Raw genomic sequence first — 14,061 nt, 5'->3', positions numbered from 1 at the left:
TCAATTTTTAGTTTTTTCAATCACTATTAATTAATTTTTGGCTAGATATATTCCCAAACTCCTTGTCCCCTAAAGTTGTGCACTATTGTTTTTGTTGTAGTTAACATTTCGAGAGAATACCCAATTCCCTCTCTTCCTATTCCACTGTCCTTCATTCCTCCAAATGGATAATAACCGATTCCATGCCTAGGATATTCATTAATAAACACGCTTCCAACCTCAAGTTTCCTTGCAACTTTTCTTGCTCTCTTTTCGCAGGTTGTAAATACTGCAGCATCAAGACCAAACCTAGAGGAGTTCGCTATTTCAATTGCCTCATCTTCATCTTTAACCTTTATTAACAAGGCCAATGGACCAAAGACATCTTCGTTAAATGCCCTGAGAGTAGGCAAGATCTCATTGTTCACTTCAAGTACTATAGGCCACACATAGTTTCCTCTCCTTCTAAATTCGAGCAGTGGCCTTGCTCCTTTTTCTATGGCATCCTTATATATCTCTTCAATGTAATTAGCGGAATCTTCATCAATTAGTGGTCCCATTATTGCATTTTTATCTTCCAGTGGATTTTTAGGCTCTATTTTTGAAAGCTGAGCAACTAGACTTTCTCTAAATTGTTCATATATATCTTCCTCGACAAGTATTAGCCTTATTGCATCACATCTTTGACCAGAATAAGTAACAATTCCCTTTACAATTTTTTCAACACTCTCCTCTATGTTTGCATCATTGAGAACAATCGCGGGATCCTTTCCACCAAGCTCCAAATGGTAGGCCTTTATTCCTCCCGTTCTTATTATGTGTTCCCCAACTTCAGTACTTCCTGTAAATGTAATAGCTCTAATTCTCTTATCCCTGACAATATCATCCATGAATCCCCCTGGGACCGTTAACAACGAAAAGCTTTCTTTGGGTAGACCAGAAAGTTCTAGAACTCTTGTAAAGAGTATTGGGGCCAGTGGATCGGCTGAAGCGGGTTTTAGTAAGACCGCATTTCCGCTTAATAGTGCAGGAATAACTTTAGTCGCTGAGATGAACAAGGGATAGTTAAAGGGACTTATCGCTAAGATTAACCCATAAGGTTCCCTTTTTACAATTGCCTCACTTTCGAGAGTTTCTTCACTCCAATCTCCTGGGATGTAGTCTCCTATAAGCCTTCCAAATTCAAAAGTAGTTTTTTCTAGTCTCTCTATTGTTGCCTTTACCTCGCCCATAGCATTACTCTTCGGCTTTCCAGCGTCGAGAATTAATATCCTTACAAAGTCATCAAAAGCTTCTTTCATCATCTCAGCAGCTTTTAGAAAGCTACTAATCCTTTTTTCTCCCGGATAATCTCTTATTTTCTCTCTTCCTATTTCGTAAGTAGTGGATATAGCTTCCTCTATTTGTTCCCTGCTTAAAATGGAGACTCGGGCAATGACTTCCCCGTTTATTGGACTTTTGATATCTTTGAATTTCTCCCCATATATCCATTTTCCAGCAATGTACGTTTTGAATTCAGGTACACCGTCTTCCCCAATCTCATAAATTTCATCAAATATTTTGTGGTGTATAAATTTGGACATTTTTACACACCACAATATAATATAGCTCATATCTTATAAGATTTACTCATTTTTTAATTCTGACTGACCATAACTGTCAAGAAAGAAAAACATTTTAATGGGGAAATAATTAGGTATTATGGTGATTTCCATGGAAGTTACTGAGAAAGAGATTTTTGAAATTGCTATAAACTCCGAAATTAAGGCCAAAGAAGCTTATGAGAAGTTGGCTTCTATGACCAAGAGTGATATAATTAGGGATGAACTCCTATTTTTGGCGAATGAAGAGGAGAAACACAGGCAGATCATCGAAAAAATTGCCAAAAAATACGAGGCTCCTGAAGGGGGAGGCAAAAAAGTAAAGCTGGAAGTTCTTGGAGAATTCAAGGTAATAGCAGAGAAGATGAGTGAAATAATAAAGAAGCCAGATGTGAATATCGACGAGATATATGAGGTTGCTATGGAAGCTGAACTGGTAAGTGAAAAGCTATACAAAGAATTATCAAAATACGCTGCAACTGAGAGTGCAAAAACTCTTCTTGAAATGTTGGCCGACATGGAAAGGAACCACTACAATATTTTGAAGAAGCAATATGAATACATAATTCGCTATCCAGACATATACAAAGAAGAATTCTACGATCAGCTTATGAAAGATATAAACTTCAATTTCTGAAGATGAAACTTATGGAAGTTTCTCCCCTTTTTCCTTGTATATTTTTAAGAAGAGTTAACCGATTTGTGGGATTGGTGAGAATTAAGGAAAGAATTGAAAGAGCTCTTATCACAAATACTGGTAGACTAAATGAGTTCATGATCCCAGGGAGAATAGGCTATTGTACTCCAAAAGCGGGCGGTAAAACAAGGTACATTCTTCTTGGATTTGAAGATCATGGAAAGATAGCAATCATTGATACTAGACTTCAGGGAAAAGCATTTGAGAAAATAATTGAGAAGGAACTTCTTCCTGAACTGGAAGGTTGTAGAATAATAAAGAGAGAGCCAAGGGTTGGAGAATCCAGACTAGACTATTTGCTTGAATGTTCGAAAGGAGAGATATTCGTAGAAACTAAGAGTGCAGTTTTGAGGGAAGGGGAATATGCTATGTATCCAGATTGTCCATCAGTTAGAGGTCAAAGGCATATAAAAGAGCTAATAAAGTTGGCGAGAGATGGAAAAAGGGCCATGATTGTGTTTATAGGGGCCCTACCAAATGTAAGCAAATTTAAACCCTACAAGAAGGGAGATCCGAAAATTGCTGAATTGTTAAAGGAAGCTCTTGAGGCTGGAGTAGAAATTCGGGCGTTGGGACTTCACATGGAGCTTAGTGGAGAAATAATATACAGAGGAGAGTTAGGAGTAGAAATCTAAGATCTCTTTTTCCAATTTTGTGGCCTTTCTGATGTCATTAAATACTACTGCCCCAATTATCTTGCCGTTTTCATAGAAAACTTTTGTGTTATCCTCAATCCATTTCCCTTCTCCCTTTGTATTTCCTATTATGGCAATTTGAAGTTTTCCAAACTTGAATACCGTTGATCTGAACTTAAAATTATATCTCCTGGGTTCCCCTTTAAGTATGTCTGCTAGAACTCTTGCCTGCTCCATGGCAGCTTTTGCAGTTCCAGCTATGATCCCAGAATACTCTGCACAATCTCCTATTGCATAAACGTCCTTTGCTGATGTTCTAAAGTTATCATCTATAAGTATTCCTCTTCCCGTATGTATTCCGCTTCTCCTGGCAAGATCAACATTTGGGACTATTCCAATAGCGCATATTTTTACCTTTCCTTCAATAAAGCCTGAATTTGTGAGAACTCCTTCCTCATTTGCTTCAAGCAACTCTGAATTTAGGAAAAACTTTACACCGGTCTCTTCAAGCATGTCTTTTATCATGTTGCTAAGCTCTTCATCTAATCCCAAGAACATTGCTCCCCTATGAATAAGCTTTACATGATATCCAGCCTCAGCTAAATTTCCAGCCAGTTCAAGCCCTATAAATCCCCCTCCAATAATTATTGCCTCTCCGCTATTTTCTATGCTTTCTTTTATTCTGTCAGCATCGAAAATAGTTCTTAAAGTTAGCAGGTATTCCTTCCCTTTAATTTGGGGCTCCCTTGCTCTAGCCCCCGTGGCTAGAACTAGGGTATCATAGGGCACTTCTCCCTTCTCCGTAATTACAACTTTTCTTCCTCTGTCAATGAGCTTGGCTTCTTCTGCCAGTCTAATTTCAATTCCTCTTTTTCTGTACCAATCTAAAGAATAAGGAAAGAGCCTGTTCCTGGGAATAAATCCTGCTATATAGTGGCTTAACATTGGTTTGGAGTAGTAAGGGACTGGCTCTTTATCGATAACTGTAACTTCGTAAGTTTGGGATAGTTGCTTCGCTAGCTCAAATCCCCCTGGACCGTTTCCAACAATAACTACCTTCATTTCATCACCGTGCTCCTCTATATTCTGGCCCAAATGGTATCTCTAGTTGGGAGCTGATGTAAGTGGGTGGGGCCTCTATATACTCGGGTTTGCTTTCCACTGTATCCTCTAAGAACTCCTTGTGAGCTCTCAACGACTCATAGTGGCTCCTTTCTTGGGTTGCAAGGAACTTAAAAATTTCCCTGTGTTCTGGCATTTTTTCAGCGAGATATTTGTATACTCTTTCTGCAGTTTTTTCGTTGGTTAGAGCTATTTTCATGGCCTCAATTAAGTTTCTAACGGTTTCAACTTTTATTGTGGTTTCTGCAAATGGTATTCCCTCGGGAACGGGATAGTTTTCATCTCCAAACTTACTCTTGTATATCCTTAGGAGAATTTCTTTATGGCCTCTTTCAGCTGTAGAAAGCTGGGTAAAGAACTCCTTTAATAGTCCTCCAAGCTTTGTGGCCAATTCGGAATAGAACTTTTCTGCATCCTCCTCAGAAGCTATTGCATATCCGAGAATTTCCTTTATCGAAAGATTTTCTAACTTTTTTACAATTTCTTCTTCAATGTTCATTGTGTATCCCCTTAATAATATGGCTAACTTGGCTATATTTATCTTACGGAAAAATATTTGTATTCTCTGAAACACCAGTTATTATGGTGATTAATATGAATGAACTGGAAGCTTTAGCATTGGCATTGGAAGTTGAGAAAAGAGAGCTGAACCTCTATCTAAAGTTGGCGAAAAAAGCTAGTGATGAAAGGGCTAAGAGAATGTTCTTGTTCTTGGCCCAGGAGGAAGCTGGGCACTGGGACATTTTTGAGAAGAAATTTTTGGAAGAAGTTGTCAAAAAGTGTGAACTTCCAAAGGTAAATGAAGAGCTCGTGAAAAAACTAATCGTAGAGGCTGATGAAGAAAGATTAAGTGAGGTTGATGCTGTAAAGATAGGAATGGAGCAGGAAAAGCTTACATGGGAGTTCTATGAAAAAGCAGCCCAAGATAGTAAAGATGAGAAAATTAAGAAAATATTTGAAGATTTAGCGAAGGTGGAAAAGGCTCACTACGAGCTCTTAAAGGCTCAATATGATTCAGTTATGAAAACTGGAATATGGATGGACTATCAAGATTTTAGCTTGGAGGTTGAGTAAAGACAACTCACTCATTTTCAACCAAAACGTTTACGAACTTTACCTTCTTCTTTAATTTCTCTTCGATGATCTTAATGATTTCTGGATCTATTATATCCACTATTTTTGCGTCTTCAATTAAATTCATGTGGGGCTTTGTGTTAATCTCAATCCGTGTCTCGTCATTAATTGGGAGGGTTTCTATGAGTCCAAGCTCTTTTAGAGTCATTACATTGGAATATAACGTTGAGAAACTTAGGGTGGGGAACTCTTCTTTGAGCCTTTTGAAAACCTCATTGAGGGAAGGATGAGATGGGCCTAGCTCTTCAATTACTTCTAGCATTTTAAGTCTCTGGGGAGTAAGTTTGTATCCCTTCTCCTTCAGTACTCTAACGGCTTTTTCCTTCCACATGATTCTTAGGTTTTCCTTTTACTTTATAAGGCTTTTTAGTTAGAAGTTATTTCTAAACAGAAAAGTTTATTAAATAGAAATGTCTACTAAAATTTGTGATACCTTATGCCAGAGCATAATAGGAGATTAGTTGAAAGGACAGGAATAGATGTAGAGAAGCTGTTGGAACTTCTCATTAAAGCGGCTGCAGCAGAGTTCACAACGTATTATTACTACACTATACTTAGAAACCATGCAACAGGTCTGGAAGGAGAAGCAATTAAGGAGATTATCGAAGATGCTAGACTTGAGGACAGAAACCATTTTGAAGCCCTCGTGCCAAGAATATACGAGCTTGGAGGAGAATTACCAAGGGATATTCGGGAATTTGCAGATCTAGCTTCTTGTAGAGATGCCTACCTACCAGAAGAGCCCACTATAGAGAACATTCTAAAAGTCCTACTCGAAGCTGAGAGATGTGCAGTTGGAGTCTATACAGAAATATGCAACTACACTTTTGGAAAGGATCCAAGGACTTATGATTTGGCCCTTGCCATATTACATGAAGAGATAGAGCATGAAGCATGGTTTGAAGAGCTCTTGACTGGAAAGCCGAGTGGTCACTTTAGAAGAGGAAAGCCTGGGGAAAGTCCATATGTCTCAAAGTTTTTGAAAACTAGATAGGTTTGCAATTTGCACCTTTTAATATTTTTTTACGAAACTTTTATAATCCTCACAAAGAAGAATTAAAGTGGTGATCTACATGCTCTCAATAAATCCAACCCTTATAAATAGGGATAAGCCATACACCAAAGAAGAATTAATGGAAATTCTGAGATTAGCAATAATAGCTGAGCTTGATGCAATAAATCTATATGAGCAGATGGCAAGATATTCCGAAGATGAAAACGTAAGAAAGATTCTCCTTGATGTTGCAAGGGAGGAGAAGGCTCACGTTGGAGAATTCATGGCACTCCTTCTAAATTTGGATCCAGAACAAGTAACTGAGCTGAAGGGTGGATTTGAGGAAGTCAAGGAGCTAACTGGAATTGAGGCTCACATAAATGATAACAAGAAGGAGGAATCTAACGTGGAATATTTTGAGAAGTTGAGAAGTGCTCTTTTGGATGGGGTAAATAAGGGAAGATCTTTACTAAAGCACTTGCCAGTAACGAGAATAGAAGGACAATCATTCAGGGTTGACATCATTAAATTTGAAGATGGTGTTAGGGTAGTAAAGCAAGAGTACAAGCCAATTCCATTATTGAAGAAGAAATTCTATGTGGGAATAAGAGAACTCAACGATGGGACTTACGATGTATCTATAGCAACTAAAGCTGGGGAACTCCTAGTTAAAGACGAAGAGTCGCTAGTAATAAGAGAAATTCTATCCACAGAGGGAATTAAGAAAATGAAACTTTCCTCCTGGGACAATCCAGAAGAAGCACTTAATGATTTAATGAACGCACTGCAGGAAGCCTCAAATGCGTCAGCTGGACCATTTGGGCTGATAATTAACCCAAAAAGATATGCAAAGTTGCTAAAAATTTACGAGAAGAGTGGAAAGATGCTAGTTGAAGTGCTAAAAGAGATATTCAGGGGAGGAATCATTGTTACTCTAAACATTGATGAGAATAAGGTAATAATATTTGCCAATACACCAGCTGTTCTTGACGTTGTAGTTGGCCAAGATGTGACTCTACAAGAGCTAGGACCTGAAGGAGACGACGTTGCATTCTTGGTTAGTGAAGCTATAGGAATAAGAATAAAGAACCCAGAGGCAATAGTAGTCTTAGAGTGAAGTTCACGGCCCTATGTGCATCATTTGGCTGTACATTTCCCAATTGAGCAATAGCTCGTACTCGGCCCTTAAGGTGTAGTAGTGCCCTCTTTCCATATCAGCTAGATATCTCATGAGCCTTTTCTTTTCTTCTTCCTTTACCATTTCTTCGAGCTTTAGGTAAAACTCTGCCGCAATTTCTTCAGCCTTCATTGCCCAACGAATTAGGTCTATTATATCCTGCACTTTTTCAAGCTCTCTGGCAACGGGCTGGAGCTCTGGACCAATATGTTCTTTTGGAAAGACAACTTCTTTTCCTGGAAACATTTGAGAATATAATTTCCTTAGCAAGGCTTCATGTTTCTTCTCTTCTTCAGCAAGCCAATTAATTTTTTCTTTTAGAGCTTCAATCTTTATCTTCTCAGCTAAACTTTTATAAAATTCCCTAGCTCCAATTTCGGCCTTTATAGCCATTCCCAAAAGCTCTTCAAGGGAAAAATCTGCCATTTTTTCTATTGGGAGGCCTTCCCTAACTTCTTGGATTGTCATGTAATATCACCACAACTTAATATTTCACACTAATATATCACTTTTTCTTTTCAAAAACTCCAACTATGTTATTTCTGAGGTCATAGACGTAGACATTGTCAAACATCACAAGTGCAAACTTCTCCATTATGTCTCCAACTATTTTTGAATAGGCCATCGCCGCCCCGCCGAGAATATTATATTCAGCCTGGCTTTCGAATCTAAGCCAAACTTTTAGGGTTCTATCTTTCACTTCTAATCCTGCAACAACACCTGAGTCTAGAATATTATCCCCAGTAACTGGATCAATTATTTCTTTCATCTTTTCCAAAACTCTTTTGTATTCCTCAGGCCACTCTCTCCCTGGGTAATAAACCTTCATTTTTCTCACCTCAAGCTATTTGGAATATCTTAATTGAGTTAGTTCCAACTGTTTTTTCAATTGGCTTTCCTTCCGTCATTAAAACCATATCATCGCTTTCCACAAGGCCCAGTCCTTTTATCAACCTAACTATATCGTTCTCATCGAATCCCTCTTCTAGGCAGAAGGGATAAACTCCATAGCTGAACATGAGATTGTTGCACACCCTTTCATTTGTTGAGAAGGCTAAAATCCACTGCTTGGGCTTAAATCTTGAGATTAGCCTAGCAGTTCTTCCCGTTCTGGTGGGTGTTAGTATAAACTTAATGTCTATTGTGCATATTGCGTCAATTATACTTCTAGTGATAGCCTCTTTTATTGTTCCCTTTTTGATCTCCATAAACTCCCTTATTCTGCTTAACCCAAAACTTTCCCTATATTCTTCAGTGACCTTAGCTATCTTTCCCATCATCTCTACGGTCTCAATGGGGAATTTTCCTATGGCCGTTTCTTCTGATAGCATAACTGCATCCGTTCCATCAAGAATTGCGTTTGCAACGTCCGTAACTTCGGCCCTTGTTGGCACTTTTTCCGTTGTCATTGACACAAGCATTTGTGTTGCCGTAATCACTGGTTTCCCTTCCATATTGGCTTTCCTGATCAATTTCTTCTGAAGAATTGGTAGCTGCTCTATCGGCATCTCTACCCCTAAATCTCCTCTAGCAATCATAATTCCATCAGCGGCATTAAGAATCTCGTCAAAATTCCTCACGGCGTCAGGTCTTTCGATCTTTGCAATTACAAATACATCCTCGGCATTATTTTTCTCAAGGAAACTCTTGGCCTTTAGAACATCATAAACGCTCCCAACGAAGCTCAATCCTATTGCATCCACCCCATGCTCAATTGCAAATTTCATAATTTCAAAGTCTTTTGGAGTTATGGCTTCGACTGGGAGGTAGGCCTTGGGTATATTGACGCCCTTTCTCGAGAAGAGCTTTCCTCCTGAAAGAACAACTGCTTCAACTTCGTTCTCCCTAACGTTCTCCACCTTTAAGACTATGTATCCGTCATTAAGGTATATGATGTCTCCCTTCGATACCAAATTTGGAAAGCCTTTATAATCCACTGGTATCGTAGTTTCATCACCCTCAACATCCTTTGTTGTTAATATTACCTTTTCTCCTCTCTTTAGCTCTACGTAACCCCCTTTTATCTCACCGACTCTTATTTTCAATCCAGGTAGATCTGCAAGTATTGCAACTCTCCTGTCTAATTTTTGTGCCTCCTCTCTTATTATTTCTATGACTCTTGCATGCTCTTCAAAACTTCCATGGGAGAAGTTTATTCTTGCAACATTCATCCCCGCCTTAATGAGTTGTTTTATCATTTTTCTCGAATTAGTCGCTGGCCCTATTGTAGCTACAATTTTTGTCTTGTGAGATGGGAGCTTCACCCTTCTCACCTTGCCCTAATTTTTCTTCGAAAACAATAAAAAATATTCGCCAGAAGACTCAACCATGAGGGCCGTTGGAGTTGATCCAGGAACTAAGAGTTTTGATGTGATTGGGCTTGAAAATGGAAAAGTTAAGCTGGATCTGAGCTTTCCAAGCGAGGTTGTTGCAGAAGCTCCAGAGAAAATAGTTGAGGAGATAGAGAAATTTAGTCCAGATATAGTCATAGGACCGAGTGGATATGGAATTCCACTCAAGCACATTTCTGAGCTCACTGAAAGAGATAGATTTGAAATGACACTTGTAAGAGAGGAAGAGATGAAGAAAATTCCCGTTCTTATAGGCCTCCAAAAAATGGTTGATATCATGGCTGAGAAGAAGTTAAACGTTTGGTTCATACCTGGGGTAATCCACCTTCCCACGGTTCCGGAGTGGAGGAAGTACAATAAGATTGACATGGGAACTGCAGATAAGATGGCAATCACCGTTTTGGGAATTTATGATCAAGCAAGGAGATTGGGAATTGAGTACTCTGAGGTTTCCTTTGTCCTTCTGGAGGTTGGCTTTGGATATAACTATGCGGGAGCCGTTAAAGGTGGAAAAATCGTTGATGGTATTGGAGGAACTATTTTCCCGGGGCCGGCATATGTCAACAGCGGTGCCCTTGATGGGGAAGTTGCATACCTAATGGGAAGAGTGGAGAAGGTTCATTTGTTCTGGGGTGGAGCTTCGGTAATAGCAGGTGGAGATATACTCCCTCCAGAGGAGTTTGCCAAGAGGCTTGATGAGGAACCCTTTGCAAAAGCCTGGGAAGCTATGAAAGATGGCTTTTTGAAGGCCGTAGCTTCGGAGCTTGCGATCGTTGAAGATGCTAAGGAAATAATTCTCTCTGGGAGGCTAATGAGAATTGAAAAGCTGAGAAAGGATGTAACGGACTTGTTTGAGGATAAATTCAAGCTTCCCGTTGTTAAGCTTAAGGGCTTGGAAGGAAAAGCAAAGGAAGCTGCTCAGGGGAGTGCAATAATTGGAGATGGCTTAATGGGAGGGGAGTTTAAGGATTTAGTTGAGTGGGTTGAGATAAAGGGAAGCAGGGGAAGCGTTCTAGATTGGGTAAGACTTCCCCTAAATGTTTGAATTTCTTCCCCACTAAAATTTTTTAACTAAAGGTTTTAAACCTGGGATGGGTGAGATTATGGAAAAGAAAAAGGTAGTCATAATTGGTGGTGGAGCAGCAGGAATGAGTGCCGCTTCTAGAGTAAAAAGATTGAGGCCTGAATGGGACGTTAAAGTTTTCGAGGCAACGGAGTGGGTGAGCCATGCTCCTTGTGGTATCCCGTATGTAGTTGAAGGTATCGCACCAAAAGAAAAGCTCATGCACTATCCTCCAGAAGTGTTCATTAAGAAGAGAGGAATTGACCTTCACTTAAAAGCTGAAGTTATTGAGGTCGAGACGGGATACGTGAGAGTTAGGGAGAATGGAGAAGAAAAGAGCTATGAGTGGGATTATCTGGTGTTCGCCAATGGAGCTTCTCCCCAGATTCCTGAAATAGAAGGAGTGGACTTACCAGGGGTATTTACAGCTGATTTACCTCCGGATGCCGTAGCTATAACAGAATATATGGAGAAGAATAAGGTTGAAGATGTTGTGATTATAGGAACTGGTTACATAGCCTTAGAGATGGCCGAGGCCTTTGTTACTAGAGGGAAGAATGTAACTCTAATCGGGAGAAGCGAGAGAGTTCTTAGAAAGACCTTTGACAAGGAAATAACAGATATCGTGGAGGAAAAGCTTAGACAGCATTTAAACTTGAGGTTACATGAGAAAACCCTTAGCATAGAGGGAAGGGAGAGAGTAGAAAAAGTGATTACAGATGGGGGAGAATACAAGGCCGACTTAGTAATAATAGCTACGGGGATAAAGCCCAACGTTGAATTAGCAAAGCAATTGGGGGTAAAGATAGGAGAGACAGGTGCAATATGGACTAACGAAAAAATGCAGACTAGCGTTGAGAATGTATATGCCGCAGGGGATGTTGCCGAAACAAAACATGTAATTACTGGGAAGAGAGTGTGGATCCCCTTAGCTCCTGCAGGTAATAAAATGGGGTACGTTGCTGGAAGCAACATAGCTGGAAAGGAGATAGAATTCCCAGGAGTCCTGGGAACTAGTATTACCAAGTTCATGGACTTGGAAATCGGAAAAACGGGGTTAACCGAAAATGAGGCTGTAAAAGAAGGATATGATGTTAGGACAGCATTCATTAAGGCAAATACTAAGCCTCACTATTACCCAGGAGGAAGGGAGATATGGCTAAAGGGAGTTGTGGATAATGAAACCAACAGGCTCTTAGGAGTGCAGGCAGTTGGAGCTGAAATTCTTCCCAGGATCGACAGTGCTGCAGCAATGATTACAGCTGGCTTCACAACTAAGGATGTCTTCTTCACAGACCTAGCCTATGCACCACCCTTTGCCCCGGTTTGGGATCCCTTGATAGTCCTCGCCAGGGTTTTGAAGTTCTAGCTCTTTCCATATATTTCATTTACATACATTAGGAATTCACTTGCCTTTACTACATCCCTCACATCAATTCTTTCGTTCTTTGTGTGTGAGATGTCAAGGTTCCCTGGGCCAAATACTATCGTCTTTGTTCCGTTGTACATGAAGTTTATTGCATCTGTCCAGCTCCTCATTCCACCAAATTCGTTGAGGCCCGTTGCCTCCATTGCTTTCTTTGCAATCTGAACAATTTCCTCATCCTCACTTAGCTCATACCCGTCCCAAATTTCAGTGTATTCATGCCTAATGGTATATTCATCTAAGATTGGATCAATCAAGTCTAGTACATCCTCTACTTCCTGCTCTGGTAGTAACCTTGCCTCTAATCGTCCCTTACAAAGCCCTGGAATTAAGTAGAATGGGTTTTCACATATTAGCTCCTGTATTCCTATGTGTGGGTCAAAGTACTTCCCTTTTACTTTGAAAGGTTCGAGTTCCTTCAGCTTTTGCAACATTTCGAAGGTCTGCTCTATTGCATTTATTCCACTCTCCGGACATGCTCCATGCGCTTCCTTTCCATCAACTTCGAAATAGGCTTCAATATTTCCAGCGTGTGCTATATGCACTTCTAAATCAGTTGGCTCAAGAACTATGGCCATCTTGGGCCTGTACCTCTCCATGAAGAGGGCACTACCCCTTCCACCTTTCTCTTCATCGCTTACAAAAACTATCCCAACATTCAAGTCTTTGTTCTCTTTTCTTAGTTGCTCAAGCATTAGCAGAATCGCTGCAATGCCTCCCTTTATGTCGCTAGCTCCCGTTCCGTAAACTATGTTCCCCCTTACGAAGGGTTCTGCCCTTGGCTCTATTGTGTCCATGTGAACTTCATAGAATAGTTCGGCCTCTGGATTAACTACTAGATCTATTATCTCTCCATCACTCTCAATATGAACGTCATAGTCAAGCCTGTGCAGGAAATCCATTATGTAAAGTGCTATTCTGTCCTCTCTCCCAGAGGGAGATGGAATTCTCAAAAGCTGAACTAATATCTCTTTTGCTCTCTCGGTTTTCATTAAGCTCACCTAATTATCTAAAGGAAAAGGAGATTATAAATATATTTGGGCCTCTGTCTCCTCGCCCCTTACCTCACCAATCGGCGAGTGCCCACCATCATCATCGGCCCGCTATCTTTAATTTCTCTTTGCGAAATTTAATTTTTAGGGTGAGGGAAAATGATACATGTTGGAACATGCGGATTTTGTGAAAAGCAGGATAAATACTTTCAAGACTTCTCGACAGTGGAAATACAGCAAACTTTTTACAAAATACTCCAAGAGAGCACCTTGAAAAAGTGGAGAGAAAAAGCTCCAGAAGGGTTTGTATTTTCAATAAAGGCCTTTCAAGGAGTAACTCATCCTCCAAATAGCCCTACATGGAGAAGAAGTAACGTAAAGCCAAGTAAGAATGTTGGACTGTTAAGGCCAACTAATGAAGTTATTCATTATTGGAAAATAACACTGAATGAGGCAAAAATACTGAATGCAAGGTTTATCTTGATTCAACTCCCTAGGAGTTTCAAGGAGAGTGAAGAAAGCTTTAGTAATGCCGAGAGGTTTTTCTCCATTATAGATAGGGGAGAATTCGAGATTGCCGTTGAGCTTAGAGGATGGAGCGAGAGAGGAATAAAGAAGTTTGTAAGGGAATTTGACGTCATTGACGTTGTAGATCCAATGGTTAGAGTTCCGCTTCATGGAGGAGGGGTAAACTATTACAGGCTACATGGTAAATATGAGAATGGGAGGATAATTTATTCCTACAAGTACAGCGATGAAGAATTGCTAAAAATTAGGGAAAGAGTGCTTTCCTTCCACGTGGAAGAAAGTTATGTTTACTTCAATAACTCCAATATGTGTGAAGATGCACAAAGGTTCAAGCAATTGATAATGAAATTTTAAAAGCAGAG

16 protein-coding genes are annotated in these 14,061 nt (G+C 39.9%); 8 read left to right on the top strand and 8 right to left on the bottom strand.

Annotation, left to right across the window (positions count from 1 at the left end):
• Positions 1 to 41: 41 nt before the first annotated feature.
• A complete protein-coding gene (gene gapN / locus ACMFNG_RS08640) occupies positions 42 to 1,562 on the bottom strand; it encodes an NADP-dependent glyceraldehyde-3-phosphate dehydrogenase (protein ID WP_430515138.1) in 1,521 nt (506 codons plus the stop codon).
• Positions 1,563 to 1,692: 130 nt separating this feature from the next.
• On the opposite strand from gapN, the gene ACMFNG_RS08635 reads away from it, so the two are divergent.
• Positions 1,693 to 2,217, top strand: coding sequence for a ferritin-like domain-containing protein (locus ACMFNG_RS08635; protein ID WP_011012340.1), 525 nt, complete (start codon positions 1,693 to 1,695; stop codon positions 2,215 to 2,217).
• A gap of 2 nt (positions 2,218 to 2,219) precedes the next feature.
• Positions 2,220 to 2,912 carry a DNA/RNA nuclease SfsA gene (gene sfsA / locus ACMFNG_RS08630; RefSeq protein WP_011012339.1) on the top strand — a complete coding sequence of 231 codons (693 nt, stop codon included), beginning with the start codon at positions 2,220 to 2,222 and terminating at the stop codon, positions 2,910 to 2,912.
• On the opposite strand, the gene ACMFNG_RS08625 is transcribed toward sfsA, so the two are convergent.
• Both ACMFNG_RS08625 and ACMFNG_RS08620 read right to left on the bottom strand, forming a co-directional pair.
• A complete protein-coding gene (locus tag ACMFNG_RS08625) occupies positions 2,895 to 3,974 on the bottom strand; it encodes an NAD(P)/FAD-dependent oxidoreductase (RefSeq protein WP_011012338.1) in 1,080 nt (359 codons plus the stop codon). The genes sfsA and ACMFNG_RS08625 overlap by 18 nt on opposite strands.
• A 4-nt stretch (positions 3,975 to 3,978) precedes the next feature.
• Entirely contained in the window at positions 3,979 to 4,533 is a 555-nt protein-coding gene (locus ACMFNG_RS08620; protein ID WP_011012337.1) for a ferritin family protein, read from the bottom strand.
• Between the two features lie 95 nt (positions 4,534 to 4,628).
• Here ACMFNG_RS08620 and ACMFNG_RS08615 point away from each other — a divergent pair, with 95 nt between their 5' ends.
• On the top strand, positions 4,629 to 5,108 hold the full coding sequence (locus ACMFNG_RS08615; RefSeq protein ID WP_014835353.1) for a ferritin-like domain-containing protein: 480 nt from the start codon (positions 4,629 to 4,631) through the stop codon (positions 5,106 to 5,108).
• Positions 5,109 to 5,115: 7 nt separating this feature from the next.
• Here the strand turns inward: ACMFNG_RS08615 and ACMFNG_RS08610 are convergent, their stop codons facing one another.
• Positions 5,116 to 5,499, bottom strand: coding sequence for a Fur family transcriptional regulator (locus tag ACMFNG_RS08610; RefSeq protein ID WP_011012335.1), 384 nt, complete (start codon positions 5,497 to 5,499; stop codon positions 5,116 to 5,118).
• A gap of 105 nt (positions 5,500 to 5,604) precedes the next feature.
• On the opposite strand from ACMFNG_RS08610, the gene dps reads away from it, so the two are divergent.
• Positions 5,605 to 6,162 (top strand): DNA protection during starvation protein, encoded by a 558-nt coding sequence (gene dps, locus ACMFNG_RS08605; RefSeq protein WP_011012334.1) that lies wholly within the window; start codon positions 5,605 to 5,607, stop codon positions 6,160 to 6,162.
• A gap of 67 nt (positions 6,163 to 6,229) precedes the next feature.
• Positions 6,230 to 7,279, top strand: a complete 1,050-nt coding sequence (locus ACMFNG_RS08600; protein WP_237718489.1) for an encapsulin — start codon at positions 6,230 to 6,232, stop codon at positions 7,277 to 7,279.
• A 3-nt stretch (positions 7,280 to 7,282) separates the two neighbouring features.
• Here the strand turns inward: ACMFNG_RS08600 and ACMFNG_RS08595 are convergent, their stop codons facing one another.
• The 3 genes from ACMFNG_RS08595 to pyk are packed head-to-tail and all read right to left on the bottom strand — an operon-like array spanning position 7,283 to position 9,603.
• On the bottom strand, positions 7,283 to 7,807 hold the full coding sequence (locus tag ACMFNG_RS08595; protein WP_011012331.1) for a ferritin family protein: 525 nt from the start codon (positions 7,805 to 7,807) through the stop codon (positions 7,283 to 7,285).
• Positions 7,808 to 7,844: 37 nt separating this feature from the next.
• Complete coding sequence (locus tag ACMFNG_RS08590) at positions 7,845 to 8,168, bottom strand: iron-sulfur cluster assembly protein (RefSeq protein WP_011012330.1); 324 nt, start codon at positions 8,166 to 8,168, stop codon at positions 7,845 to 7,847.
• Positions 8,169 to 8,178: 10 nt separating this feature from the next.
• Positions 8,179 to 9,603 (bottom strand): pyruvate kinase, encoded by a 1,425-nt coding sequence (gene pyk / locus ACMFNG_RS08585; protein WP_014835351.1) that lies wholly within the window; start codon positions 9,601 to 9,603, stop codon positions 8,179 to 8,181.
• A gap of 64 nt (positions 9,604 to 9,667) precedes the next feature.
• On the opposite strand from pyk, the gene ACMFNG_RS08580 reads away from it, so the two are divergent.
• Both ACMFNG_RS08580 and cdr read left to right on the top strand, forming a co-directional pair.
• A complete protein-coding gene (locus ACMFNG_RS08580; protein WP_011012328.1) occupies positions 9,668 to 10,735 on the top strand; it encodes a DUF1464 family protein in 1,068 nt (355 codons plus the stop codon).
• Positions 10,736 to 10,793: 58 nt separating this feature from the next.
• Positions 10,794 to 12,122, top strand: coding sequence for a CoA-disulfide reductase (cdr, locus tag ACMFNG_RS08575; RefSeq protein ID WP_011012327.1), 1,329 nt, complete (start codon positions 10,794 to 10,796; stop codon positions 12,120 to 12,122).
• Here cdr and ACMFNG_RS08570 read toward each other — a convergent pair.
• Entirely contained in the window at positions 12,119 to 13,171 is a 1,053-nt protein-coding gene (locus ACMFNG_RS08570; RefSeq protein WP_011012326.1) for a M20/M25/M40 family metallo-hydrolase, read from the bottom strand. The two genes, cdr and ACMFNG_RS08570, sit on opposite strands and share 4 nt — an antisense overlap.
• A 159-nt stretch (positions 13,172 to 13,330) precedes the next feature.
• Here ACMFNG_RS08570 and ACMFNG_RS08565 point away from each other — a divergent pair, with 159 nt between their 5' ends.
• On the top strand, positions 13,331 to 14,053 hold the full coding sequence (locus tag ACMFNG_RS08565; RefSeq protein WP_011012325.1) for a DUF72 domain-containing protein: 723 nt from the start codon (positions 13,331 to 13,333) through the stop codon (positions 14,051 to 14,053).
• Positions 14,054 to 14,061 lie beyond the last annotated feature (8 nt).

The organism is Pyrococcus woesei, from assembly GCF_050496105.1.
GTDB classification, from domain to species: Archaea; Methanobacteriota_B; Thermococci; order Thermococcales; family Thermococcaceae; genus Pyrococcus; species Pyrococcus furiosus.
The sequence above is the reverse complement of the archived record's forward strand: the minus strand, read 5'-3'. Positions and strand labels throughout refer to the sequence as shown.

What these genes read in the sequence shown, in the direction of transcription:
- ACMFNG_RS08590 (WP_011012330.1), bottom strand. Translation starts at nt 8,168, where the DNA reads ATGAAGGTTTATTACCCAGGGAGAGAGTGGCCTGAGGAATACAAAAGA.
- ACMFNG_RS08625 (WP_011012338.1), bottom strand. Translation starts at nt 3,974, where the DNA reads ATGAAGGTAGTTATTGTTGGAAACGGTCCAGGGGGATTTGAGCTAGCG.
- sfsA (WP_011012339.1), top strand. Translation starts at nt 2,220, where the DNA reads ATGAAACTTATGGAAGTTTCTCCCCTTTTTCCTTGTATATTTTTAAGA.
- cdr (WP_011012327.1), top strand. Translation starts at nt 10,794, where the DNA reads ATGGAAAAGAAAAAGGTAGTCATAATTGGTGGTGGAGCAGCAGGAATG.
- ACMFNG_RS08580 (WP_011012328.1), top strand. Translation starts at nt 9,668, where the DNA reads ATGAGGGCCGTTGGAGTTGATCCAGGAACTAAGAGTTTTGATGTGATT.
- gapN (WP_430515138.1), bottom strand. Translation starts at nt 1,562, where the DNA reads ATGTCCAAATTTATACACCACAAAATATTTGATGAAATTTATGAGATT.
- dps (WP_011012334.1), top strand. Translation starts at nt 5,605, where the DNA reads ATGCCAGAGCATAATAGGAGATTAGTTGAAAGGACAGGAATAGATGTA.
- ACMFNG_RS08615 (WP_014835353.1), top strand. Translation starts at nt 4,629, where the DNA reads ATGAATGAACTGGAAGCTTTAGCATTGGCATTGGAAGTTGAGAAAAGA.
- ACMFNG_RS08595 (WP_011012331.1), bottom strand. Translation starts at nt 7,807, where the DNA reads ATGACAATCCAAGAAGTTAGGGAAGGCCTCCCAATAGAAAAAATGGCA.
- ACMFNG_RS08570 (WP_011012326.1), bottom strand. Translation starts at nt 13,171, where the DNA reads ATGAAAACCGAGAGAGCAAAAGAGATATTAGTTCAGCTTTTGAGAATT.
- ACMFNG_RS08635 (WP_011012340.1), top strand. Translation starts at nt 1,693, where the DNA reads ATGGAAGTTACTGAGAAAGAGATTTTTGAAATTGCTATAAACTCCGAA.
- ACMFNG_RS08610 (WP_011012335.1), bottom strand. Translation starts at nt 5,499, where the DNA reads ATGTGGAAGGAAAAAGCCGTTAGAGTACTGAAGGAGAAGGGATACAAA.
- ACMFNG_RS08565 (WP_011012325.1), top strand. Translation starts at nt 13,331, where the DNA reads ATGATACATGTTGGAACATGCGGATTTTGTGAAAAGCAGGATAAATAC.
- ACMFNG_RS08620 (WP_011012337.1), bottom strand. Translation starts at nt 4,533, where the DNA reads ATGAACATTGAAGAAGAAATTGTAAAAAAGTTAGAAAATCTTTCGATA.